Source organism: Dysgonomonas sp. GY75, assembly GCF_015234155.1.
GTDB lineage: Bacteria > Bacteroidota > Bacteroidia > Bacteroidales > Dysgonomonadaceae > Dysgonomonas > Dysgonomonas gadei.
The window spans coordinates 136,086-161,885 of record NZ_JADCLQ010000003.1 but is presented as its reverse complement, the minus strand read 5'-3'; the positions used below and the strand labels follow the sequence as shown (position 1 = coordinate 161,885).

Here is a 25,800-nt window from a genome sequence, read left to right as displayed (position 1 = left end):
ACTTCATCAGGGATAAATATGTATTACTGCACCTCCGTCAGAGGCTAAAGGCAGTTCGATGGTATCTCCTTTTTTTACTTGCTTAATCTGCTTTTTCAAATGATTTGGATTTATACTTACATCTTCGGCATCAGTATATATTTCTGCGGTAAAGTCACCTTCACCAAGGAAATCCAGAGTAATAGTCAGGGTACGGGCTTTACTATTATTCAGGGAGCCAATATACCAATCAGTATTGTTCCTTCTTGCTATGGTAACATATTCATTTACTTTGGCGTCAGGGACTTTGGTTTCATCCCATACTGTGGGTAATTTTCGCAAGAAATCGAATCCCGGTTGCCCTTCATAAGAAGGAGGCGTGTCGCATATCATTCCCAGATAACTTTCCAGTACCACATACATAGCCAACATATGACAACGGGTGCTGGTCACTAATGGATTTGTATATTGTATCTTGAACTTGGCTTTCGGCACAGCTCTGAAACCGCCCAGATGATAATCGGTAGCACCGGCCAGCAGACGAGTAAATGGCATCGAGATATCGTGGTCAGCGTTGATAATCGTATCCCATTTATATACTTCATAATTGAGCGTACCCTCCCTTGTGAATTCGTTCGGATAAGTACGGTGTAAGCCCGATGGCTTGCTAGAGCCGTGGAACTGTATAAATAGCTTATATTTGGCTGCGGTGGCTAATATCTCTTCCTGAATACGGATCATTTCCTGATCGTCACGATCCATAAAATCAACCATCATACCTTTTACACCCCATTCGTTAAACTGCCTGAAGGCTGCATCCAACTTTGCATATAAAGGCTTCCAGTTTACCCAGACATGAATATTGATTCCTTTACTTCCTGCATAATCGCATATTTTCTTCATATCTATCGGCTTGATAGTCTTTGTAACATCTGCATTAGGGCCCGGAGTACTGAAATCGTATCCGTCATCTACATACCATGACTGCTCCGCGTAACCATAAACTGAATGGTAATCAAGTCCGTTTCGGGCAGCAAAGTCAATGTAATACTTATTCGTCTCGAAATTATTACCCGGCAGGAAGGTTGTATCCGGAACAACATTTCCGTTCCACCAGGTAAACGTAGTCTTACCGGGCTTTATCCATGAGGTATCTTCTATCTTACACGGCTCATTGAGGTTTGTAAGTATATTGGATTCTATAAGAGCTCCCACCCGGTCACTTATAGACATTACACGCCATGGAGTATGATGAGGCAAATTGACCTTCACCTTTATTTTATCCTGCCCGGGAAGAGGGGATAGCTTGCCTACAAACATACCATCTTCTTTCACCAGATACATTCCGGCATAGTTTACGATAGCTGCTTCGGTGATTGCCATAAAGATATTGTCCGGATATTCCAGCATGATGGGCATATCCATTAATCTGTTTTCTTCTATGTCGTTATAATCCAAATGTGTATATAATCCTTCATGCGAACTTGTATATGATGGCAGGAACAAGGTTAATGCCTTCGGGTCTTCTGCGAGATTGAAAGTTGTCTTCTCGTCATACATCACATAAGAATCCCAATTGGATTGTTTAGGAAATTCATAGCGGAAAGCTATGCCATCATTAAAGGCCCTTACTACTAAGTTTATTTTTCTGTTAGGTGCATTTTTCTCTTCGAGGGGGATTAAAACCTCTTTGTAATGACTATGGATCGTTTTGGTCTTACCTACAATTAATTCATATGTTTCATCACCGGTTCTGAACATGGGTTTATTCATCTTCAGATCCTCTCCGAATTTCCCGTTCTCAAAATCCAGCGAAAGGGGGGAATCCTTTATTAATGTTTGTTTTTTGAACGTCACTTTGTAGGATGGACTTATGTTATCCAGTTTGAAAGAGAATGTCAGGCGCCCGTCAGGAGAAGTGAGGGATACGTTCTTTTGAGCAAATAGCGATGGTAACATCACTATCAGAAAAAAGGCTATTCCAATGTATGAGTTTTTCATTTATATAAGTTTTAATTAATATCTCTATTCATAAGAATCGAAGGTTTACCAATAAATACATTAAGGTCTTCTGCTGCAGGATGCCCACCGTAAGGCATGTAATAATGCAAAGGCTTATCAGGCTCCCATGCATTACGCCAGAAAAGAACCCATGCAACTTTATGCTGTGTTATGATAGGATAAACAATATTAGTGAAATAAGTAGAATCCGGTATGCTTTCCATTCCGGTTTCCCCGATAACAGGAACTTTGTTCGTTTTGCTGGCATAGTCCGTCACAATCTTTAGATTGCGGCTCATAGCATCTTTGTATCTCTCTATATCTTCTGGCGATTTACCGTTCACATAGCTGTCATAGCCTACTATATCCACATATTCGTCTCCAGGATAGCGTTCCAGATAGGCTTCCTCGCTTTCCGTTTCGGATGGCGAATAGGCATACAGCAAGTTATGGACATTTTTCTTGTCACGCAGGTATTCGACAGTCATTATCCATAATTTCTTGTATTCATCCGGTGTACATTGTTTGCTTCCCCACCAGAACCAAGCTCCGGTATGCTCATGATACATACGGAATATCACCGGAATATAATTGCTGTCCTTATCCTTCAAATCCAAGAAGAAATCGGCGACACGGTCGAGCCATACAAGATATTTCTCATGGTTAGAACCATTCGGCAGAATAGTTCTAACGACAGAATCCTGCGCGCAATCCCATGCTGTATTTCCCGTTACTATATTGTCCCCGTGCCAACTGACAGTGGTAATGCCCCCTCTGTCATAAGTTTCTTTTATATAACGCTTCATATCCGAGAAGTAAATAGAATCGAGATTAAACTCCGCTCCTGTTTCCACATGCCCCAGTTCCCATCCTATCACGGCGGGATAGTCCCCGGTAACATCTTTCACGTCAGACCTGCCGGCTTCTTTGTACCATGCATGCCCATAGGCCAGATCATCCTGATGGCCCACCATAATACCTTTGTCCATCAGTGAGAACAATCTGTTATACAATACGACTGTCTCTTTCGTCGCATTCTTGTCTATAGGTAAAATTTTGTTCTCCACTTCTTCTTTTTGTTTACAAGAAAGCAATATTAGAGTAAGAAGCGTAAATACTAGTAAATGTTTCATTATATTTTTTTTACGAATGTTTCTATTTTATGTCTTTTATTACCAATAGGTATTTTATTAAAAAGTAACAGAAGTAACAGAAAAAACAATTAATAATTAAGAATGAAAAATTAATAATTTGATTATTATGCTGAGTCGAGCAAAGCATCTCGTCAGTAAACGATTAACAACTTGTATCTCATATAACTTTCAACTTATTACTTAAAACTTACTACTTGTTAAAAGGTAACAAAGGTTACACCTTTTCACGTATTTTCTTCTGTAACTGTATTCTTGATAACACGCTGGTTATACGCATTGTATAGATAAAATTATAAGTATAAAGTTACATCTGCTCCGGAGAAATATTCAATAATATGTTTTTACAATATAACTGTCTTTTGTTGTTATATACCAAAGGAACAAATAGAACTGCGACCTTAATCAATTCCAAAATGTTCTAACATTTCCATGCACATACGTCCATTGTGATAAGGGCATTTCCAGAATCCGGCTTTGTCATCTTTTCTGTTGATACTTCCGTCCGGCAGGCGGCTCCAGTACCATTCACCGTTTTCGTTGTCGACCATCCGGCTTTGAATATACGACCATACTTGCGATGCCCGTTCTTTATATATAGCATTCTTGGAATTTCTGTATGCGTACATATATCCCACTACAGCTTCGGCCTGCACCCACCAGTGGCGTTCCGTATCCATATGCCCGTTCTTATATTCGTATATCATACTGCCATCGACCCCGATACCTCCGGAAGCAGCATCGGCTATCTTCAAGGACAGATCTTTTATCTCAGCGATAAGCGCTTTGTCTCCCAATACTTCTGCCGCCTCGAAAAGCAGCCACGATGCTTCAATATCATGGCCATAAGATACGGCAGTAGACTTTATATTCCAATCTTCGTCGAAGAAAAGATTCAGGTGATTAGTATTGCTATCCAGAATCTTATCCGTGAAAACATCTATCAATTGCCTCTGTGCCGATTCCAACTGCGGGTCTTTCCATATACGGCAAAGATTTGTATATGGTTCCAGTATATGAAGGTGAGTATTCATCGTTTTCACCTCATTATCGTCTTTATCGCTAAGGCGCATATCTTCTATCGGTTGCCAGTCGCGGGTAAATGCCTCAGGATAACCGCCTGTAACCTTATCCCTGTATTTTTCAATCAGGTAAAAGAAATCCTTAGCCAGTTCCAATGCCTTTTGCTCACCTGTGGCACGAAAATATTCTGAAAAGCCATAAAGCATAAAGCCCTGTACATAAGTCTGCTTCTTCGTGTTTACAGGATTACCTTTATAATCGAGTTCCCAGAAAGCTCCGCCGTATTCCTTATCGATAAAGTATGCAACGATATAATCGAAGGCACGCTGTGCCGTTTTCTGATATTCTTCATCCTTGAGGATACGGTATGCGGAAGAAAAAGTCCATAAGATGCGGGCATTCAATATCGCCCCCTTATTAGCCCGGGGATTCAGTATATTATTACCGTCTATCTGTCCGTAGAAGCCGCCATTATGGTCGTCCTGCATTTTATTTATCCAGAATGGCAGGATGTTCCCAGTTAATTCTTTCCTGAATCCGTTCATTTATTTTCCCTCTTTAAATTCAAATCCGATGTTATTTCTACCAGTTTCTTTTCCGTCAGAGGATAGAAATAAATAAATACGACCGATAATATGGTACCCACTGCAGGAAGGAAACTCAGGAACATTTTTATCACATTGATCGTTTCAGGATTCTGCGCCTCATTCGCCTGAAATCCGAAGTAACCGAGCAGCCAGCCTGTCAGGGCGCTACCGATTGCCCAACCGAATTTCTGGCTCATCGACGACGAGCTGAATATCAGTCCTGTCGCCCTGTTGCCGGTCTTCAACTCCGAGTAGTCGGCACAGTCGGCATACATCGACCATAGCAGCGGGAAAATGCTTCCTGCACAAATACTTATCAATGCCTGTAAGATAAAAATCAAGGTGAGGCTGTCCTTATCCATCCAGTAAAAAACGATACTCAGTACACTAGCTATTGCCATCGCACCCATATAGGTATATCTCTTGCCTATACGGTTGCTGACCGGAGCAGCCAGTATGACGCCCACTATATTGGCAGCCTGCCCCAATGCAAGGTATAACCCGCTAAGGACGAACGGTATACTGAACACATTGATTGTACCGAAACCATCCTCCACGATATAATATTTAAAGTAATAGACAGTAGCTCCGTCGCGTATCGAATTGAATACCAATGCTGCGACACCTGCTCCCAACAGAATCCACCAGGGCTTATTCTTTATCAGATCGCGCAAATCGTCAAGCAAGGGTGTTTTCTCCTGCTTTATCGGTTTCACACGTTCTTTTGTGAATGAAAAGCACATAAAGAAAAGTATAGCGCACATCACAGCAATCACTATCACTGCCATAAACCAGCCGCGCTGCTGATCTTCGACGGCATTGCTGCCATTGCTGAAATAATTGACTAACGGCATAAACAGCAGGAATGTTACAAAACTGCCTATATATGCAAAGGTCATACGGGAGGTAGACAATACATTCCTGTCTTTCTGGTTAGGGCTCATCACACCCAATAACGAGGCATAGGGCACATTGATAGCCGAATATACCATCATCATCAGGGAGTAGGTTACATAGGCATATATGACCTTACCCGTATAATCCAGACCGGGGGTAAAAAAAGTAAATACCCCGATAACGGCAAAGGGTATTGCCAGAAACAACAGATAAGGACGGAATTTACCCCACCGTGTATCCGTGCGGTCGGCAACCATACCTACAATCGGGTCGAAGAGCGAATCCCAGATACGGGTAATCAGGAACATAGAACCCACCACAGCCGCAGGCAGCCCGAACACATCGGTATAGAAAATCATCAGGTAGGAACCGAACAGTTTCCAGAACATGGACGATGCCGCATCCCCGAATCCATAACCTATTTTCTCTTTTAATGTAATTTTTACAGAATCCATTATGAAAATCTTCTATTTAGCTTCAAAAAATATTCATTGATGTATTTAAATGTTGGATTAATTTCGACTACGCGCAATTAAAAATTGCTTGTGTTCCTTTTGGCCAAATCCCCAAAAGGAACCAAAAACGCTTTAACGCCCCGCTTCAAAGGCCGACCCGTAACGGACAAAAAGACGAAACGGAAAAACTCGCTGGGAAGATTGTATAACCCGAATTAGTGGATAAGCTCAAACACGTTTCCGTTTTTTCGTCTTTTCAACCTACGGGTACCCCGTCCATGAAGCTAACGGCGCGGGCTGACGCATATTTTATTCTTGAAAGGGCTTTGCCTTACTACGGCGTCAGCCTCTGCGCATTCGTGACGCAGGCGGGCACCTGTCCGGTGCAGCCGACTAAGAAAGGGACGGGGCGATAGCCCGTTTGTCCCTTTCAGCCGGCAAGCTGTTGACAGGTCGCCGAGGAACGGAGCGCTAGCCTTTTGGTTCGTTTTGGGCAATGCCAAAATGAACGTTCTGACGAAACAAAGTGAAGTCGAAATTAATCCAACATTAAAATATACCATTAGTATTTATTAATTACTTTATTTTTGAACAGCTAAGCTATTTGTATTTTTAGTTAACTCGAAATTGTTTTCTATAAGCTTTGTTAATGTCTGCACAGAAGTCGCAGAACGGTATCCGTCCGGAGCCGTGTTCAAACAGTAGTCTAATAAACGGTCGACAGAAGAGACAGCAACATGCATGCGTGTATCGCAAGAAGCATAATAAAGGAATACAGTACCATCGTCATCCGCAATCCATCCGTTGGTAAACAGCACATTGGATACGTCGCCAATCCTTTCTTCCCCGACCGGGGCCATCAGATGTCCCGCAGGTTCGGCAATCAGTTTGTCGGGCTGTTCGAGGTCGGTAAGATACAGATAAAGGACATACCTCAATCCGGCAGCGCACATACGCACACCATGCGCAAAATGCAGCCAGCCCTTCGCCGTCTTTATAGGATGAGGACCTTCGCCGTTCTTCAGCTCCTTGATCGTATGGTAATAACGGTAATTGATAATTTTCTCTTCCTTTATCTCCGCTCTTGTGATATCATCGACCAAAGCCCAGCCTATACCGCCTCCGCTGCCGGCATCTATAAATCCGTCCTGAGGACGGGTATAGAGCGCATATTTTCCATTTACGAATTCGGGGTGCAGTACCACATTCCGTTGCTGGCTTTTCGATTTCAGATCCGGCAACCGTTCCCAGCTTTTTAAATCTTTTGTACGGGATATACCCGCAGCAGCCACGGCAGACGACAAGTCTCCCGCCGGAGCATTCGGGTCTTTGCGCTCGGTACAGAATATGCCGTAGACCCATCCGTCTTCATGTGCCGTAAGGCGCATATCGTAGACGTTTACATCGGGATTATCGGTTTCAGGCATATTTATCGGATAATCCCAAAAACGGAAGTTATCGACCCCGTTAGGACTTTCCGCTATGGCGAAAAAGGATTTACGGTCGTTGCCTTCCACCCGCACCGCCATTAGGTATTTCCCATTCCATTTTATAGCTCCGGCATTGAATGTACCTTCTATGCCGAAACGCTCCATAAAGTAGGGATTCGTCCCGGGCGACAAATCGTATCGCCAGAATACCGGGGCATGTGCGGCCGTCAGCACAGGATATTTATACCTTTCGAATATTCCGTTGCCGGGGAATACCGGTTCATTCTTACGCGTAACTAATTCTTCATATTCTTTAGTTACAGCCTCCAGACGTTTTTTAAAAAGCTCGTTCATTTCTTTTATTTTTTTAATATATATCATCAATTGAAATCTTCCCTATCGCATTTATTTCAGGGCTATTCCAATTTTATAAGTTTCTTATCCATATATTGCGGTATGCAACCGCATCGCCGTGATTTTGCAGCATCAGCGGCAATCTTCCATGTGCATTGTATTTCGGAAAACCGATATATTCGGTCGTACCTTTCAGCACATAGTTATTCTGAATTAATACACCGTTCAGCATCACAGTTATTATTGCAGGACTCTCCAATTTTCCGTCCGTCCCGAATACCGGAGCCTTCCAGAAAATATCATACACCTGCCACTGCCCGGCCTTGGTATAAGCATCCGCCAAAGGCGCCCGCTGTTTGTATATGCTGCCGACCATACCGTTCACATAGGTAGGATTGTTGTCCCCGTCCAGTACCTGCACTTCGTAAATACTTTGGAGAAAGACACCGCTGTTTCCTCTGCCTTGCCCGCCACCCTTAGCAGGAGTCGGAGATTTGAATTCTATATGTAATTGACAATCGCCAAAATATTCTTTTGTGTAAATATCGCCTGCGCCTTGTGTTACTGTCATACCACCGTCCACTACTGCCCATTTTGCCGCGCTACCGTCCGCAGATACCCATTTCGACAAATCCTTACCGTCGAACAACACAATTGCGTCCGAAGGCGGTTGCCCTATATTGGCTGCCGGAACTATCTTAGGCGGTTGCGGATAATACCATTCTGTACTTTCAGGCTTCATCTGCTGCGCAGATACAGCAATAGTAACTGTGGATACGAAAACTAATAATGCAGTTCTTTTCATTGAAGATATTTTTATTAATTATTTATTAGCTGATTACTTTAAAGATGGCATTTCGTCTCTGATTATTACCTTATCGTTATTAAAGACCTTCTTTATAAATTCCTCTCCGTTCTGTTCATCGAGGCGTGTCATAGGTCCGTTCCACGGCATAAACCACGACCACGCATCGCCGTATTCGAACATTTTATCTATGTCGGGTATGGAACCGCATTCGCTAAGAGCGATTATCTTGCGGCCACCATATAATTCTTTTACCTTATCAAAGGCGATATATTGGGAGCCGTGCTGCCTCTCGCCCGGATAAATATCCATGCCTACGATGTCAACATATTCATCGCCGGGATACCATTCGCCTGCTTCGCCTGCGGCATCGCTTGTCCACACCCATATCAGGTTATTCAGCCTATGGTGGTTTGTAAGCCTGTTATACATCAATATCCATAAGGCTTTGCAAGGCTCTGATCCTTTTGCCCCCCACCAGAACCACTTTCCGGCTGCTTCGTGCAAAGGACGCCAGAGTACAGGTATATTCGACTCTTTCAGTTGTTTCAGATAATCCGCAATAATATCTATATCGGCTATCATTGCTTTATATTCCGGCGAATCCGTATCATTGATTTTAGATATGTCGAATGTTGTACTTTCGGTATAGAACTGGTCTGTTAGTTTCAATGGGTCGCGCCAATGCCACATGATGGAGACAATACCGTTGTTTTGCCACCACATTTTGGAATTATTTACTATGGCCTTGTAATTCACAAAACCCCATGTACGGTTATAGTCTATAAAATCGAAGCACGCGAGAGCAGGCCATTTACCTGTTTTCTCATGCATCCAGTTTGCTTCTTCCAGTCCTGTGCTGTAATTGGCCATAGCTCCGGATATTGTTTTCTTTCCGAAATTATCTTTCAGGAAATTGTACAGTTTTACTGCCTGTGCCGAAGCACCGGGTGTCACAAGAGATGGTGATACGTTGAAAGAGATATCCTCCTGCGCTTTATTTACTTCTATGTAATCGAAAAACATCCAGCCCCAGCCTTTTTTTATGAGGACTATATTCTCCCCCTTATCTAGTATGAGACCGTTTACCGGGAGAGTTTCCCAGTTTTGTGCAGGATCGAATATCAGGCTCGACTGTTGTATGTTATTTATGAATAGCAGATTTTCTTTTTTCTGCCCGTTTGTAGAATATCGTATATCCAACTTGTATTTCCCTTTTTCGGGAACATTGATCCTGAAAGAAATATCACCGCCGTTTTGGTTCACATAGCCTGTTCCTGAAAATCCGGGTATGTTTTTTTCAACAACGGCATCGCCCACCAGTATTGCATTTTCTGCTTCGTAACGGATGGACGCTACAACCGGAGAAGGATAACCGGTTTCTTTACCTCCCTCTTTTTCCGTACCCCCCGAACAAGAGGCAAAAACAGAATAACAAAACAAATTGAGTAAGCAGATAATAATTCCTTTCTTCATTTATTTATATGTTAATCGATGAAGCTATTATCAGGCCGCAATGGCATATAACATTGCGGCCTGTATTACTTTACTATTCCTATTCTTTAGGAGTTATCCTGAAATTATCAAAGGAAATATCAATAGTCTCGGACTCTCCACCCGCAATATTGATCTGGAATCCAACATGGCCGTTTTCGTGAGGAAGATTCGTTTCTTTCATCCCGTTCATGACCACCTCCAAAGGAACTGTAATTGTTTTCCATTTTCCATTGGTATTGAACTCCACGATTTTCCCCGGCTCCCAATAATATCCGGTCTGGAATATCAATCCTATACCTTTGGTTTTGAGAGGAATTAATGTCAGTACTTCAAATTTGTAGTCATACTTTTCCGGATTATCGAAACAATCTGTCCCATCGAATACAGGATACCATGATGCAATGAAATCAAACCATTCCCATGGGCCTAAAGTCCTGTTGATGCGGGTATATAAGCCGCTACATGGCTTCGGATCATCAGGTCTGGAACCATCTGTAAACCAGTTTTGCCCTGTCCATCCCTGATAGTGGTCGATGTCCTGGAACAGGCCGCGATTGTCCATATAACGGCCCGGCGCATACATATCGGCAAGCGGGCCGACCACATGTATCCTATCGCCCTGTGTTGCACCCTGCGGCACAATCACAGCTACATATTCCGCGGTGGTTGTATCTATCTTGGCCTCGATGTCTCCAAAATAAACCTTTCCTTTTCCATCAACAATTTCGTACAAGTCGAAATTAGCGCCGTTCACATTTACGGTATCTCCCACTGCTGCATATTCGTTGTCCAGTCCCGAAAGGGTCAAAGGCGGAACATTGACTGTCAAAGGAACACTTACGGAGCCTAACTTAGTTGTGACTTTTATCTTATTATCAGCTTCCATTGGCAAAATCCTGGGAACAGGCAATGTAAGGCGTGTCCTGACTGCATATATAGTAGACAGGTCGACCTCGACATCGTTAATAAAGATGGAGGTAACATCCGTCAGGTTATTACCGTGTAGCGTAATCATCTCGGCCAGCGAACTTTCGGTTATTGTCGTCGCCGTATCTTTTGCAGTAGTTATACGGCTCACAGAAGGTGGGCCATATGATGCAAGCTGGTCGTCATATCCATCGTTGTACGTTACCACATCGCTGCATGCGGTTGCCAGAAAGACAAGCCCTGCAAATATTATCGAATATGTTATATTTATTATTTTCATATCTGTATGTATTTTTCGTTCTTGAAAATATTAACTCCAGCCCGGATTGTTTTCTTTGATTTCTTTATTAGAGTCCATTTCGGAAGCCGGGATAGGGAGTAACTCATGCCTTGACGACCGTACTTTATATATACCCGATTCGTCTGTACCTCCTATATTGTTCATCACATCCACATAGATACCCCAGCGAATCAAATCCCAGCGCCTGTCGCCTTCTAAAGCGAACTCCATTGCACGCTCTTCCAATACGGCCGAACGAAAATCCACAATCGAACCTATATTTCCTGTCCCTGTCAATTTCTTCTCAGTAGCATTGCTCCTGCGCCTGACTTTATTCAAGGCTTCCAATGCCGCATCATTCGGCACTCCGTTTGTTTCGGCTTCGGCTTCTGCGTATATGAGTACCACATCGGCAAAACGAAGGAATGGCCAGTGCGCGTCACTTCTTTCAATTGTTTTATCCGTTCTGTCATCGTATTTGGTCAAAAAGGCAAGGAATGCGGCATCTTTGTTACATGTATATCTCAATCCGTCGTTATATGGCGCCTGAGGTGGTATTTCATTACCGTGTTCATCTGTATATCCTAATGCTTTATTTCTGTATTCTTCCGTATCGGGATAGAACGATCCTATATTCCATACAACATCGAAGTTTCTTGCCCAGCGGTGCATTACACCTTTCTCGGCTCTGTAATCTTTGCTTTCGAATAGTTTATACCAATGATCGCGCATGCCGTACCATAGCCCGTTGAAGATATTTCCATTGCTGTCGTATATTCCGGCATAACCCACCGTATAAGCCATACCGAATTTAGGGTCTCCCGAAATAGACTGCAACATCCAGATATGTTCGGTCTTATTCCATGATTCTTTTTTCCACAGATTATCATAGGGCAGTAGGTCATATGTCCCGTACACTCCGTCCATCACCTGTTTAGCCTTATCACGCGCCAGCCCGTAATATTCCTTGTAATCGAAAGCGGCATATCCGGCAAGTTGCTTTTTTGCGAATCTTTTTGCCACCGGATTGGTATATACTTTTGTATCACCATTCATTACATAAGGGGTTCCTCCTTTTACAATAATCTCGTTTCCGGCCGGCATCGCACCCGATGCCATCGTAGCATATATCTTTGCCAGCAGGGAAGCCGCTGCGCCCGCTGAGGCACGGCCTTCAACAAATCCCGCATCCGTATTCTTATACATCATCGTTTCGGCATCTTTAAGCAATTCTATGATGTAGGCATAGACGTCTTCGATAGAAGAACGGGGGATATTTACTTCTCCGGTAGCATTTATCGATTCTTTGCGGATCGGAACCTCTCCGAAAGCCCGTACCAGAAGGAAGTAAGAATATGCCTTCAGAAAACGAAGTTCGCCTATAGCATTTTCTTTATACCTGGGGGTAACGTTGCTCATCTTATTTATATTTTCTATCGCATAGTTAGCCCTGTGAATAATGACGTATGGTTTCTCCCACATATTTTTGGTTTCATCGATAGACTGGAAATTTCCTGCCCCGAAACTTTTGAATGCCCAGTCGGGACCGCTGATATAATCACAATCGAAATCAAACGCAGTAGGGAAGATACTCCATCTGAACATATCATCTATAAGCAGATTGTATGTACCCATCACCCATTGAGTAGCGCCATCGTCCGAATCGGCAATATCGTTGGGTTGAACAAAATCGAATTTTTTCTCTTCCAGCATATCGTTACAGGACGGTATGGTCACTATAAGCAGTGCCCCCAGAAGAATTAACCGCACTGTATTGTAGATTTTATTTTTCATGATTCAAATAATTAAAATTATGTATTTAAAAACCGACTTTCAGCCCCAGCGAGAATGTCCTGCTCGAAGGATATGAGTTCAAATCCACACCACGTCTCGACATATCTCCGCCGAATGCATTCACATCGGGATCGAACCATTTATAGCCCGTAATAGTGAATAAATTGGTTGCACTGGCATACACCTGAACATCTCCTATAGCTTTGAATTTAGGATTGAAGGTATATCCTATATTCAGGTTTTTCAGCCTGAGATACGACCCGTCTTCCACATATCTGTCTGAGATTTTCCATTCGCGGGTATATCCGCCCGATATCGCTTTCGGCCATTCTGCGTTATCCCGGTTGTCCGGAGTCCATCGTCTTTCGTACGCCCAACGTGGGATATTGGCGATATTTGTCATTGTTATATCCATCAGATTGGCATTATACACATCATTCCCGACAGATCCCTGGAAGAAGAAACTTAAAGAAAATCCTTTCCAACGGAGATTATTTGTTATACCATATACGAAATCAGGGTTTGCGTCGCCAATGATGGTTCTGTCTCCGTGAGCCGTTATAGCTCCGTCGCCATCGAGGTCGCGGTATTTAATTTCACCTACCATACTCTTCACTACAGCATCAGCTGCGTTGGCATAAATGGGATTGGCACGCACCTCGGCTTCATTGTCATATAACCCATCCTCTACATAACCATACATGGCACCGATAGGAACGCCGTTACGCTGAATAAATACATTACTTGCGGCATACCAGAGAGGATCAGCAAACTGATCGCCTGCCAGTCCGCCGATTTCATTCTTATTGAAAGAAATGTTAGCATCGATATCCCAGCTGAAATCTTTGGTCGTTACAGCATAGAATTTACCTGTCAGTTCGAGTCCGTTATTCTTTACCCAGCCTGCATTAGACCACATATTCCTGAATCCTGAATTGGAAGGTATCGATACATTCTGTAAAAGATCTTTTGTCTTTTTATAATAATAGTCTGCTGTAAGGTTTATTCTTCCTTTAAGGAAAGATATATCGAGACCGGCATTATACTGGTCTGTAGTCTCCCATTTCAGGTTAGGATTGAGGGCTCCGTTGTACACGTCTTCAGAGAAACCACTAACCTGAGAACTGCCTATCGGATAATTATTTGTACCCAGTCTGGCTAAAGTCTGATAAGAATTGATCCCCTGATTTCCTGTTTGTCCGTAGCTCAACCTCAATTTAAGGTTATCAAATATATTCAGGTCTTTGATGAACTTCTCTTCAGAGATCCGCCAAGCCAGAGCTCCGGAAGCAAAATTGGCAAATTTATTTCCTTCTATAAACCTGCTCGAACCATCGCGACGGTAAGATGCGGTAACTATATACTTATCATTATAGATATAGTTTGCACGGCCCAGCAAGGATACCATTCTCGACATTCCCCTGCCCGATGAAGGAGTTTCTATAGTCAATGCAGACCCGATGTTATACGGTCCTGTTATATCCGTAGGCAGATTGTATCCGCTTACCGACTTATTACCCCAGTTTGCTTCTTCGAAAGTGAAACCGGCCACCACATTCAGGGCATGTACCTTATTAAAGGTCTTTTCGAAAGTCATAATTGACTCTGCCGTAGTTCCTTGCCACCAGTTGTCACTTTGCCCTATTCTTCCGTTTGTCGGCGGATAACCTTCCTGTGTCAGGCGGCTGTAGAATGTGTAACGGTTGTTTGCCGAATAGCTTAAACCCAGATTCTGACGGAATTTTAAGTAATCGGTAAATTTCACTTCTATATAAGATGAGCTGAATACATTGTTGGATCTCAGCTGGTCTGTAGTATTACGTACATATACATAAGGATTGGCAGCCAACCAGTTCAGTTCGTTCGATTCCTGACGGCCTACCAGAGGATCGTATGTAGGAGGAAAGACCAGTGCCGAACGAACCACAGAAGATTCGGATGAGTTTGTCTTTGCGAAATCCGTTATCGAATTCGTATAACTCAGGTTTGTACCCACCTCGAGCCAGCTTCTCAGCTTACGTCCCAGATTCGTACGCAACGAATAACGCTTATAAGCCGAATTCACAATAATACCCGTCTGATCCATAAAGTTACCGGAAAATGAATGCCATCCTTTATCGCTCGCACCGGAAACACTGATGTTATATTCCTGGCTATATGCAGTCTGGAAGATGCCGTCCTGCCAGTCGGTACTCATCACCGAAGTTGTATTTCCATACTGATCTGTACGCATACCCAGATTCTGGAAATCTTCCGGCCCGGGAAGGTATTTACCCGTATCGGTCAATATATTATTATTGGCATCATATCTGTACGACCATGCTCCCGGATATGGCAGCATAAAATAAGAAACACCATCGTAGAGTTTACGGTTGGTCACACCTTCATTCACATAACGAGCATAAGTCACCGGGTCGAGTACATCCATCTTCTTACTGCGATTGGACATACTGAAATTGGCCGTGAATTCTATTTTTTCAGAACCTAGTTGTCCTTTTTTTGTAGTAATCAATACAACCCCGTTTGCCCCGCGGGAACCATATATAGCTGTCGCCGACGCATCTTTCAATACTTCGATAGACTCTATGTCATGCGGGTTGATATTTGCCAATGCATTGGCTGTCTGGTTATTCCCGTTCTGCAAACCATTTGTCGGCATAGAGGCAACGTCGTATGGAACACCATCGACAATATACAACGGCTGCGAATTGGTCTTAAATGAGTTTGCTCCACGAACCAGGATACTGATTCCTGCTCCCGGAGCGCCATCGTTCTGTATAACACTGACCCCCGCCATCTTTCCTTGCAGCGCCTGATTGATACTGCTCATAGGATTTCCTTTCAGCAGATCATCGGCTTTCACCTGACCTACAGCCCCGGAAAGGTCTCTTTTCTTTACAGTACCGTACCCGATGACTACAACCTCGTCCAGGTTTATATTTTCATCTTCCATGGCAATGTTGATACTCTTTTCCGATTCCACTTTTACTTCCTGGCGTTTCATTCCAATGAGTGAAAATGTGAGAATATCACCTTTGTTAGCCTTGATTGAATAAAGGCCGTCGGCATCAGTCATTGTTGCCACTCTGTCTTGTGTGTGAACAGCAACTCCCGGCAATGGAGAACCATCTTTTGCATCCGTTACCAGGCCGGAAATCTGATATGCCTGTGCGAACGCCGCATACGGGATTATGCAAAGAAAAAATAATAGATAAAGTATTCTTTTCATAATTTAAGGTTTAGATTAAGAATATAGTTAGTAATTATTATTGGAATAATATTTTCCGCAAGAAACTTACATTACAAAAGTATCTATGTGATGCATAAAAAACAAATACTTTATTATCATATAATAATACTTTTTTTGCCAAAAAAAGATTGATTCGGAAAGTTGTTATTTTGCTATTGGATGTAATTGCCTTACTGTCAATGTTTGTTGTTTTATTATTTGTAATATCAATTTAACATTATTGGTATTATTTTTCATTTAAAAGGATAAAAAAGTATTACAACGAGATAAATAAATACTTGTCTCTTCAAGGGGATCTATTGTATTTTTGTAATATCATTTCTAATATTATCTAATACCCTCTAAAAATGAAATTTTCTTTATTATTTATTGTCTCCATATTTATATTATATGGATGTAAAGGGCAAACATCGGATAGCCGTTTTATTACCATAGCCGAAAATGGCCAGTTTCTAAAAAACGGGGAGCCTTATTACTATATAGGTACTAATTTCTGGTATGGAGCTATTCTTTCTTCCGAAGGTGAAGGCGGAAATAGGGTGAGGCTCGAAAAAGAACTGGACTCGCTTTCGGCTATTGGAGTTGACAACCTGCGTATACTTGTAGGTGCCGACGGGATAAATGGAATAAAGGCAAAGGTGGAACCTACTTTGCAAACTTCGCCGGGTGTTTATAACGATACCATACTGGCAGGGTTAGATTTTCTGCTGGCAGAGATGGGCAAAAGGAATATGTCGGCCGTTCTTTTCCTGAACAATTCGTGGGAGTGGTCGGGAGGATACAGCCAATATCTTGAATGGGCGGGGAAAGGCAAAGCACCCATTCCCGCAGTAGATGGCTGGAATGCTTTTTCTGAATATGTAAAGCAATATCAAAAGTGTGATTCATGCAAGACTTTATTTGCCAACCATGTCGAATATATTGTTACACGTACAAACCGCTACACTAATAAACGATATATAGATGATCCGGTGATAATGTCGTGGCAGATAGGTAATGAACCTCGTGCGTTTGCCGAAGAGAACAAGGTCTCTTTTGCTTTATGGATAAGTGATGTTGCCCGCCAGATAAAAAAACTCGATCCTAATCATCTGGTATCGGTAGGAAGCGAGGGGTATCAGGGCTGTGAAGGTGACATCCAGCTATGGGAACTGATACATTCGTACAAAGAGATCGATTATACGACTATTCATATCTGGCCTTACAATTGGGGATGGGCAAAGAAGGATGACCTGAAAGGTACATTGGAATATTCGAAAGAGCAAACAGGCATATATATTAAGAAGCACCTCAGCATCTCGTCCAAATATAAAAAGCCTATGGTTATAGAAGAATTCGGGTATCCCCGTGATGATTTTGAATTTGCAATAGCTTCTCCTGTAATTAATAGGAATGAATATTATACTTATGTATTCGATTTGGTCAAAGATAATTATAATAATAAAGGAATGCTGGCCGGTGCCAATTTCTGGGCGTGGGGCGGATTTGCCAGGCAAAATAAACAGCATATATTCTGGGAAAAAGGGGATGACTATATGGGCGATCCGGCTCAGGAAGAGCAAGGGTTATATTCGGTATTCCATTCTGATAATACAATAGATATAATTTTCGGATTTAATAAGGAAATGCAGAGTAAAAAATAAAACAAATAAAACTGTATATTATGTATAAACGAGTATTACTACAACTTATATTAATCAATTTATGGCTCGCCTCCAGTGCTGCGATTTACAATGTAAAAGATTTCGGCGCGTTGAATGATGGGAAAACACTTACTACTATTTATATACAAAAAGCTATAGACCAGTGTAGTTATGAAGGTGGAGGAGTAGTATATGTGCCAAAAGGAAACTACCTTGTAGGTACAATCAATTTAAAATCGGATGTAGAATTCAGATTCGAAACCGGAGCCACATTAGTTGCTACTACAGACCTGTCACAATATCAGAAAGATAACAATGGCCTGGCAGGTGTATTTTATACAGAGAATGCAAAAAACGTATCTATCACAGGAAACGGAAAGATATTCGGACAGGGAATGGAATTTATGTATGCAGATAGCGCAAAAGTTATCAGTGGGGATGTCCTTAATTATGTGCGTCAGAAAAATGATTTCCGGAAAGTGTCTGCAGGGCTTGGAGACGGTCCGGTATATCCTAAAGACAGGTTTCAGCAAATGATAATATTCAGCAACTGTTATAATGTTACATTATCGGACTTCGAATGTGTCGACGCACCTTACTGGACATTCCTTATCGTGCATTGCGACAGGGTAAAAGTAAGCGGTTTGTCGATTAATAATAACCTGCTGATTCCCAATAGCGACGGGCTGGACATTATATCCAGCAGCAATGTGAATGTTTCGGACTGCATTATCACCTGTGGCGATGATGCCATCGTGTTAGCGGGTTATGCACACCACTTTGGTGATCCGGGATTTAAAGATATACGCAAACCATCGAAAAATATTAATATATCCAATTGTGTACTTCAATCACGTTCGAGTGGAATAAGAATCGGTGGATGGGATCAAAACCATATGTCTAATTATAATTTCAATAATATAACAATCTTTGATTCCAATTGCGGAATCAATATTACAGTGCGGGATTCAGGTTCGGTACAGAATATGAACTTTTCCAATATAAATATAGAGACAAGGCTGCATACAGGTGACTGGTGGGGACAGGGTGAACCTATCAAAATATCGGCGATGAGAGGCGTGCCGGATAATCCTGTCGGGATCGTTAAGAATATAAACTTTTCCAATATTACATGTGTAGCAGAGAATTCAATATTAATGTATGCTTCGGATGAGACTAAACTGGAGAATATAACATTCAATAATTTCGATTTTATTCTAAGGAAAAGTGCATTGGAAAAGACCAGCGGCGGGAATTTCGATCTCAGGCCAAATACTGTATCGGGAAAAGAGATATACAAGTCCAATATCCCCGTTATTTACATAGAAAATGCTCAAAATGTATATTTTAATCAAGGGAATATAGGTTGGGATGCTACAGACGCATCTTATTATACACATGCGATTGAAGCTATAAAGGTAAATAACATGAAGTTGAATAATATGACAGCCGTTTCGTCTCCTTCCAATCCGAAGCTACCGGCTATTTCATTAACAAATTGTACACAAGTATCTAACAATATATTGAAAAGAAAATAACATATTCAAATAAATAAGAACTATGACTAACAAGATATTTTTTATTATTTTATTTTTCAGTTTTTGTATAACATCAAACGCCAAGATTTATAATATAATTGATTATGGTGCAAAAAATGATGGAGTAACACTAACTACCGCCCAGGTACAAGAAGCTATAAATGAATGTCACAAAGAGGGTGGGGGAATAGTACATGTACCGTCCGGGACTTATCTTGTGGGGACTATCAATTTAAAATCAAATGTGGAATTTAACTTCGAAACCGGAGCCATATTGAAGGCGACAACCGATCTTACGCAGTATCAAAGGCATAACAGGGAATTGGCCGGGATATTTTATACCGAGAAATCCGAAAATGTATCTATCACCGGAAATGGCAGGATATTCGGGCGAGGCATGGAATTCATGTATGAAGGCAAGGCAAAAACAATAGGTGACGATCAAAAAGTATTTACTCGCCAGAAAGAGAATTTCAGAAAGGTTTTTAGCGGTCTGGGCGATGGGCCATTGTATCCAAAAGACAGATTTCATCAAATGGTTATATTTAGCGAATGCACAAATGTGACACTTTCCGACTTTGAATGTATCGACGCGCCTTATTGGACAATATTGATTGTGCATTGCGACAGGGTTAAAATTACCGGACTGAGTATAGATAATAATTTATTGATTCCCAATGGCGACGGAATCGATATTATTTCTTGCAGTAATGTAAATATGTCCAATTGTATTATTACCTGTGGTGATGATGCTATTGTTGTAGCCGGATATGCTAATCATCACGGTGATCCCGGATTCAAGGATATAATGAAACCGTCGAAAAATGTTAATGTGTCGAACTGTGTCTTACAATCCCGTTCCAGCGGGATACGCATTGGGGGACATGATCAGAATCATATGTCAAACTATAATTTCGACAATATCGTCATATATGATTCGAATCGCGGTATAAATATTTCTGTAAGTGATACCGGATCGGTACAGAATATGAACTTTTCCAATATACATATAGAGACAAGGCTGCATACAGGTGACTGGTGGGGACAGGGGGAACCTATAAATATAACTGCTATGATGCTGATACCGGAAAAGCCAAATATCGGAATTATCAAAAACCTCAATTTTACAAATATCACTTGTGTAGGTGAAAACTCAATTGTAATGATTGCATCGGATGATACACGAATACAAAATGTGACATTCAATAACTTCGACTTTGTATTGAGAAAAAGTGCCTTGGAAGAAGTAGCCGGGGGAAACTTTGATTTAAGGCTGAATGCAAACAGGGAAAAAGAACTTTATCAGTCAGATGTACCTGTGATATATCTTGAGAATGTAGAGAATATATATTTCAACCAGGGGAATATAGGCTGGGATAAGGTAGAGAAGCATCATTACACATATGCTATCGAGGCAAATAAAGTGAAAAATATGAATCTGAATAATATGACCGCTGCACCTTCTCCATCCAATCCTAAATTGCCTGCTGTGTCTTTAAAAAACTGTGAAAGAATAACAAATAATATACTCAAATAGGTTAGGTTTGCATTTATATGCCCAGTAATGTTTATAAAGGAAGAAGCATGAATCTTAGATACAGGTTCATGCTTCTTTTTATATTTTTCTTATACCTATAAGAAAAACCTCGATTCCTTATAGTTTTCTCTGAATTCGCGCGGAGTACAACCTTTTTTCTTTTTAAAAATCCGGTTAAAATTGGAAAGATTATTAAATCCGCAAACCATACATATCTCCATAATACTATAGGTTGTATCCACTAACAGGCGTGTGGCATGTCCCAGACGTATGTCATTTAACGAATCGATAAAATTTCGTCCTGTCCTTTTCTTTATAAAACGGCTGAATGCTACCTCCGTCATACCTACAAGGTCAGCTACGTCGGCCAGTCTTATTTCTTTATTGTAATTCTCCAGCATGAAGTTGTATGCCCGTTCTATCCTCCGGCTATCGTAACTTTGTTCGTGAGATTTAAACGAACGGCTCGAAAGTTCACGCATGGGGGAAAGTGAGAGATCATATAATATACCAAACAATTTTAAGACCGAATGCGCACCTTGGGCCTCCGATGCGAGAGAATATAACCGTTCTCTCATTGAGGTAATGGTTTCCTGAGAAAAAACCACACCAAACTGCGCTTTTTCGAACATTTCCTTTACCGTGCGGAACTGGTTTTTTTGCAATAAATGCTCGTTCAATAAATCTCCGTGAAATTGTATGGTAATCTCTTTTATTTCTTCCGATTCGCACTTATTGTTTAACCATGCATGTTCGAGGTTGGGGCCGGTTATGAGAGCTAGTTCCAGATTTTCTATATCTTCCATGCTATCACCAACGACACGTTTGGCACCGGCACCGTTTTCGATGAAATTCAATTCATATTCGGCATGTATATGTACCGGATATGTAAACTCTTTCTTTGTTCGCGTAAAAATCATGAAGCAATCTCTTTCCGAAAGAGGTGTCACTTCTCTGAGTACAGATTCCATAGGTATATAGTTTGATAGCAAATATAAGAATTTTATGGTGTAAACAGAAGAAGGTATAAGCTTTAACATGACGTATAATTATGGTGTCGTTTTTAGCATAAAATAACAATTGATTTAACTATGCAGGGAGATAAAGTCTGAAAGATATTTCAAATATTGTATATCTTGCCAAGAATAAAAGTGAGATTGATCAACATTTGTCAATAGTCTAGCCTGAGTATGTCTAATGCTCGTTTTTGAACCGTTTGATTGAAAAAAAAGATTAATAATTGATTCTAATTATTTAGTAATGTCAAAAAAAGTAAAAATATAATATGTGCGGCTCGTTATTTGCATTGTCTGTCTCTTGGATTCATTTACTGACATTATTAATGGCTTGAATGTCATAAATGAAATATATAATATGCTAAATGCTATAAAAGAAAATTATACTTTGATAATAATCACAAAATGTACGCTTCGAAAGTATCTGTATCTATAATTTTGCGACAAAATTAATATTGCTATATTATAATGACTTTACAGGGTTTAAGGATTGTGTAAATGGGGGTGTTGTTAAGTAAATAGTCTTTTCTATAGTTTATTTATAAACAGATTAAAAGGAAATTAAATCATGAATGTAGGAATAAATTCGATGAAAGAGACAAGTGCGCATGACAGATTAATCAGGACGATACGGACTGCAATTACAGAAAAAGAGAATTTAACAAAATCAGAAAAAGAAAAAGTCGCTTCCGTATTAGGTGACATCTTATGTTTGGGGAAAGAATCAGTTTATAGAAGACTCCGGGGAGAAGTAAGATTTTCGTTCGAAGAAGTAGCTCAGATATCGCAGGCATTAGGCTTTTCTGTCGATAATATCATAGGTTCGCAAGTGGATAAGAAGGCTATATTTGAGTTGAATCTGGTAGATATGACTCATATAAATATAAATTATGCCAAGAGAATAGAGGAATATGTAGCATTAGCTTCCAAATTTGGAGCATTAGAAAACTCAACATTCAAATGTGCATTTAACAGTTTGCCTTTTATATTTTTTCTTCACTACGATAGTTTGGCTAAATTTCGCCTGTTTAAATGGTCTTATCAGATTATGAGGGTTCAGTCATTGCCATATAAGGATTTTATGATAGAAAAAGAATTGACTAATGCTCACCGTGCATTTGTATCCGAAATACGGAAAGTGAAAAATTCTCAAATAATAATTAATCACGATATGTTTGCCTCAGTGATAAGGGAGGTGAAATATTTCTATGATTTGAATCTCCTTGATGCGGAAGATGTGGAACTTATCAGAGCTGAACTAAATGAAGTGATATCAGAAATAGAAAATATATCGATTTCGGGGATTTATAATAATACCGATTCTAATATTGCAGTATATTTATGTAATATAGATATTGATGCAACTTATTTGCTCCTGGAGAGCAATAATACTTCTCGTTCGCATATTGCATTATATGGTATAGGTGGGATCAATTCTCTTGATCCAAGTATCTGTAAAAGTCATGCATTGTGGATTGAATCTCTGAAGCGATATTCTACACTTATAACATTCGGCGGGGAGATTCAAAGACATAAGTTTTTTCAGGAACAACGAAAATTGATAAACTCAAAATTATCTACGACTTGAATTGTTTATGCCCAATTATTTTAATATCACAATTACAAAAATGCAAAATAATGGAATATTTGAAAGGTGAATGCAATATCTGCCCGAAAACTCTTCTTGGATATTAAAATAGAAAATAAAAAAGAGCCCATTGCTCATATTTTGTACCTTTTATGAATAGGGTATTGTCTATTTTTGTACATATAAGTAAAAGAAGAATAGAATAAAAGTTTATAAGGAGGAAAATAGCTAATTTATAATTAGCTACTGTGTAGTTTTGTAAAGTTTGTGTTAAGGTGAAATCCGTGGGTCGGGATGGTTCGCGGATTTTCAATTGTATAAATTAAAAAATAAGAATATTTATAGCAAGAGAAAAGCCTTTGATCACATATCCTTCTACATTTTCCGGCTTTTATGAATCTGAAATTTATTTGACAAGGTTTTACCTGAAGATACCAAAATATTTGAAATGAAAAATAACTAAAAATATACTTTTTTAAAGTAATAAATAAAGATCTGTCAACCCATCGGGGTATGCCCATCATTGATTATCCGGGTATTTGAGATATACACCTATTATATAGTTTATGACGTGGAGAATTTAATGGTCGTGATGACCATAAGATTTGTTTTTATGTATATACATTCGTATATACTTATTGTCTTCCAAAACCTGTGAGTCGGGATGATTCGTAGGTTTTTTTATTCTTCATTTGTTGATTCGCATATTATAAGAAAGATAAATACCCGGTATATATATTTTCAGGAAATCCGTTTTGCAATTTTTCTCTTATCTCACCAGTAAATCGCAATATGACTTTACATTTGATTATCCGGTCTTTTTTTAAGTATCAATCATATATATGATATCTATAATCGATAAATGTGTTCTATAAGTGTTTGATTTATAATATACTAAAAGAGTTTGAATAGCTAGTCTCTGTTTCTGCATTATTCATTTGTTAAATTCATTATTGTATGTTTTATGTAAGTTAAAAAACATATAACGGGAATGTGTGGAAGTGAAATTGTGTCAATAATGATTATTCTGTGCCAGGATGGAAAAAGAGAAAATCGCAACCTTAAAATACTATAAAAATGTACCATAAATAAGGTCATATAGATAGATATTTGTAGAAAGAAATATAGCATGGATACATTGCCTTAATGATTGATTATAAATATATAACAAAAGAATGATGTGACGATTTCTTTAATTATATAATGTATATGATTTGTTAAGAAATAGATATTGTCAATATTAAGCGTACGAAGATTTTTTCTAAAAGTTGCATATAATAATGTAACTATAAGTTGATATGCATTATTCCGGATTACTCCTGCTGTATATTTCTTTAGTGAAGGACAAAAAATAATATAAACGTAGTGTCATAACATAAATATATAAATAAGAATGTAGAGCTTCTTTCATAGGGTAAGAAGTAATAACCTGATAATTATTATATAATATAAGAAAATGAATAATAGTCAAACATTAAGAAAAATCTGTCTGGTTGTTTTGATTTTTACGAGCTTTTATTCTGTAAGCAGATCACAGGAAGTAGGCGTAAAAACCAATCTGGCTTATTGGGGCACTACTACTCCCAACTTAGGCCTGGAGTTTGGGTTGGGTAAGAAAAGTACACTGGAAATTGCCGGGGGATTAAACGTCTTTGAGTTTTCTGATAACAAGAGTTTTAAGCACTGGCTTATCCAACCCGAATATCGGTGGTGGTTTTGTGAGACCTTTAATGGTCACTTTTTGGGGCTGCATGCACATGGTGCGCAATTCAATGCCGGAGGATTGGATATCCCTGTCGGCCGTCTGGATGTCTTTAAGGATAAACGTTACGAAGGATACCTTTATGGCGGGGGCATAAGCTATGGTTACCAGTGGGTCTTGTCTAACCGGTGGAATTTCGAATTCAATATAGGTGCGGGATATGCCCGCATTCATTACGACGAGTATCCATGTACAAATTGTGGAACCAAATTAGATGAAGGCAATTACAATTATTGGGGTATAACCAAAGTGGGCCTTTCTTTTATTTATTTCTTAAAATAGGAAG

At 40.2% G+C, this 25,800-nt stretch carries 17 protein-coding genes; 5 read left to right on the top strand and 12 right to left on the bottom strand.

Going from position 1 to position 25,800, the window contains the following annotated elements; all coding sequences use genetic code 11:
* Positions 1 to 6: 6 nt before the first annotated feature.
* From IR083_RS01900 to IR083_RS01850, 11 genes are all read right to left on the bottom strand, one after another.
* On the bottom strand, positions 7 to 1,980 hold the full coding sequence (locus IR083_RS01900; RefSeq protein ID WP_194223036.1) for a glycoside hydrolase family 97 protein: 1,974 nt from the start codon (positions 1,978 to 1,980) through the stop codon (positions 7 to 9).
* 11 nt (positions 1,981 to 1,991) lie between these two features.
* Complete coding sequence (locus IR083_RS01895; protein ID WP_194223035.1) at positions 1,992 to 3,113, bottom strand: glycoside hydrolase family 26 protein; 1,122 nt, start codon at positions 3,111 to 3,113, stop codon at positions 1,992 to 1,994.
* Positions 3,114 to 3,532: 419 nt separating this feature from the next.
* Entirely contained in the window at positions 3,533 to 4,699 is a 1,167-nt protein-coding gene (locus IR083_RS01890; RefSeq protein WP_194223034.1) for an AGE family epimerase/isomerase, read from the bottom strand.
* Entirely contained in the window at positions 4,696 to 6,093 is a 1,398-nt protein-coding gene (locus IR083_RS01885; protein ID WP_194223033.1) for an MFS transporter, read from the bottom strand. Before IR083_RS01885 ends, IR083_RS01890 begins: the two co-directional genes overlap by 4 nt.
* 284 nt (positions 6,094 to 6,377) lie before the next feature.
* Positions 6,378 to 6,656, bottom strand: coding sequence for a hypothetical protein (locus tag IR083_RS01880; RefSeq protein WP_194223032.1), 279 nt, complete (start codon positions 6,654 to 6,656; stop codon positions 6,378 to 6,380).
* Between the two features lie 18 nt (positions 6,657 to 6,674).
* Positions 6,675 to 7,877, bottom strand: a complete 1,203-nt coding sequence (locus IR083_RS01875; RefSeq protein ID WP_194223031.1) for a glycosidase — start codon at positions 7,875 to 7,877, stop codon at positions 6,675 to 6,677.
* 73 nt (positions 7,878 to 7,950) lie between these two features.
* Positions 7,951 to 8,682 (bottom strand): DUF1080 domain-containing protein, encoded by a 732-nt coding sequence (locus IR083_RS01870; RefSeq protein ID WP_006797922.1) that lies wholly within the window; start codon positions 8,680 to 8,682, stop codon positions 7,951 to 7,953.
* Between the two features lie 33 nt (positions 8,683 to 8,715).
* Positions 8,716 to 10,158 carry a glycosyl hydrolase gene (locus IR083_RS01865; protein WP_194223030.1) on the bottom strand — a complete coding sequence of 481 codons (1,443 nt, stop codon included), beginning with the start codon at positions 10,156 to 10,158 and terminating at the stop codon, positions 8,716 to 8,718.
* A 79-nt stretch (positions 10,159 to 10,237) separates the two neighbouring features.
* Positions 10,238 to 11,386: a glycan-binding surface protein gene (locus tag IR083_RS01860; RefSeq protein WP_194223029.1), complete on the bottom strand. Its 1,149-nt coding sequence runs from the start codon at positions 11,384 to 11,386 to the stop codon at positions 10,238 to 10,240.
* Positions 11,387 to 11,416: 30 nt separating this feature from the next.
* On the bottom strand, positions 11,417 to 13,180 hold the full coding sequence (locus IR083_RS01855) for a RagB/SusD family nutrient uptake outer membrane protein (protein WP_194223028.1): 1,764 nt from the start codon (positions 13,178 to 13,180) through the stop codon (positions 11,417 to 11,419).
* A 25-nt stretch (positions 13,181 to 13,205) separates the two neighbouring features.
* Entirely contained in the window at positions 13,206 to 16,409 is a 3,204-nt protein-coding gene (locus IR083_RS01850) for a SusC/RagA family TonB-linked outer membrane protein (RefSeq protein ID WP_194223027.1), read from the bottom strand.
* A 368-nt stretch (positions 16,410 to 16,777) separates the two neighbouring features.
* Between IR083_RS01850 and IR083_RS01845 the strand changes: the two genes are divergently transcribed.
* Genes IR083_RS01845 through IR083_RS01835 form a run of 3 tightly spaced genes read left to right on the top strand, consistent with a single transcriptional unit; the run spans position 16,778 to position 21,148 of the window.
* A complete protein-coding gene (locus IR083_RS01845; RefSeq protein ID WP_194223026.1) occupies positions 16,778 to 18,073 on the top strand; it encodes a glycoside hydrolase 5 family protein in 1,296 nt (431 codons plus the stop codon).
* 20 nt (positions 18,074 to 18,093) lie between these two features.
* Complete coding sequence (locus tag IR083_RS01840; RefSeq protein ID WP_194223025.1) at positions 18,094 to 19,611, top strand: glycoside hydrolase family 28 protein; 1,518 nt, start codon at positions 18,094 to 18,096, stop codon at positions 19,609 to 19,611.
* Positions 19,612 to 19,633: 22 nt separating this feature from the next.
* Positions 19,634 to 21,148 (top strand): glycoside hydrolase family 28 protein, encoded by a 1,515-nt coding sequence (locus tag IR083_RS01835; RefSeq protein ID WP_194223024.1) that lies wholly within the window; start codon positions 19,634 to 19,636, stop codon positions 21,146 to 21,148.
* 95 nt (positions 21,149 to 21,243) lie between these two features.
* Here the strand turns inward: IR083_RS01835 and IR083_RS01830 are convergent, their stop codons facing one another.
* Complete coding sequence (locus tag IR083_RS01830) at positions 21,244 to 22,119, bottom strand: AraC family transcriptional regulator (protein WP_194223023.1); 876 nt, start codon at positions 22,117 to 22,119, stop codon at positions 21,244 to 21,246.
* A 613-nt stretch (positions 22,120 to 22,732) separates the two neighbouring features.
* Between IR083_RS01830 and IR083_RS01825 the strand changes: the two genes are divergently transcribed.
* Together IR083_RS01825 and IR083_RS01820 are read left to right on the top strand one after the other, a co-directional pair.
* The gene (locus tag IR083_RS01825; protein ID WP_006797931.1) at positions 22,733 to 23,752 is read left to right on the top strand and encodes a helix-turn-helix domain-containing protein; all 1,020 of its coding nucleotides are present in this window, start codon (positions 22,733 to 22,735) and stop codon (positions 23,750 to 23,752) included.
* Between the two features lie 1,456 nt (positions 23,753 to 25,208).
* Positions 25,209 to 25,796, top strand: coding sequence for a DUF3575 domain-containing protein (locus IR083_RS01820; protein ID WP_006797933.1), 588 nt, complete (start codon positions 25,209 to 25,211; stop codon positions 25,794 to 25,796).
* The last annotated feature ends 4 nt before the right edge of the window (positions 25,797 to 25,800 follow it).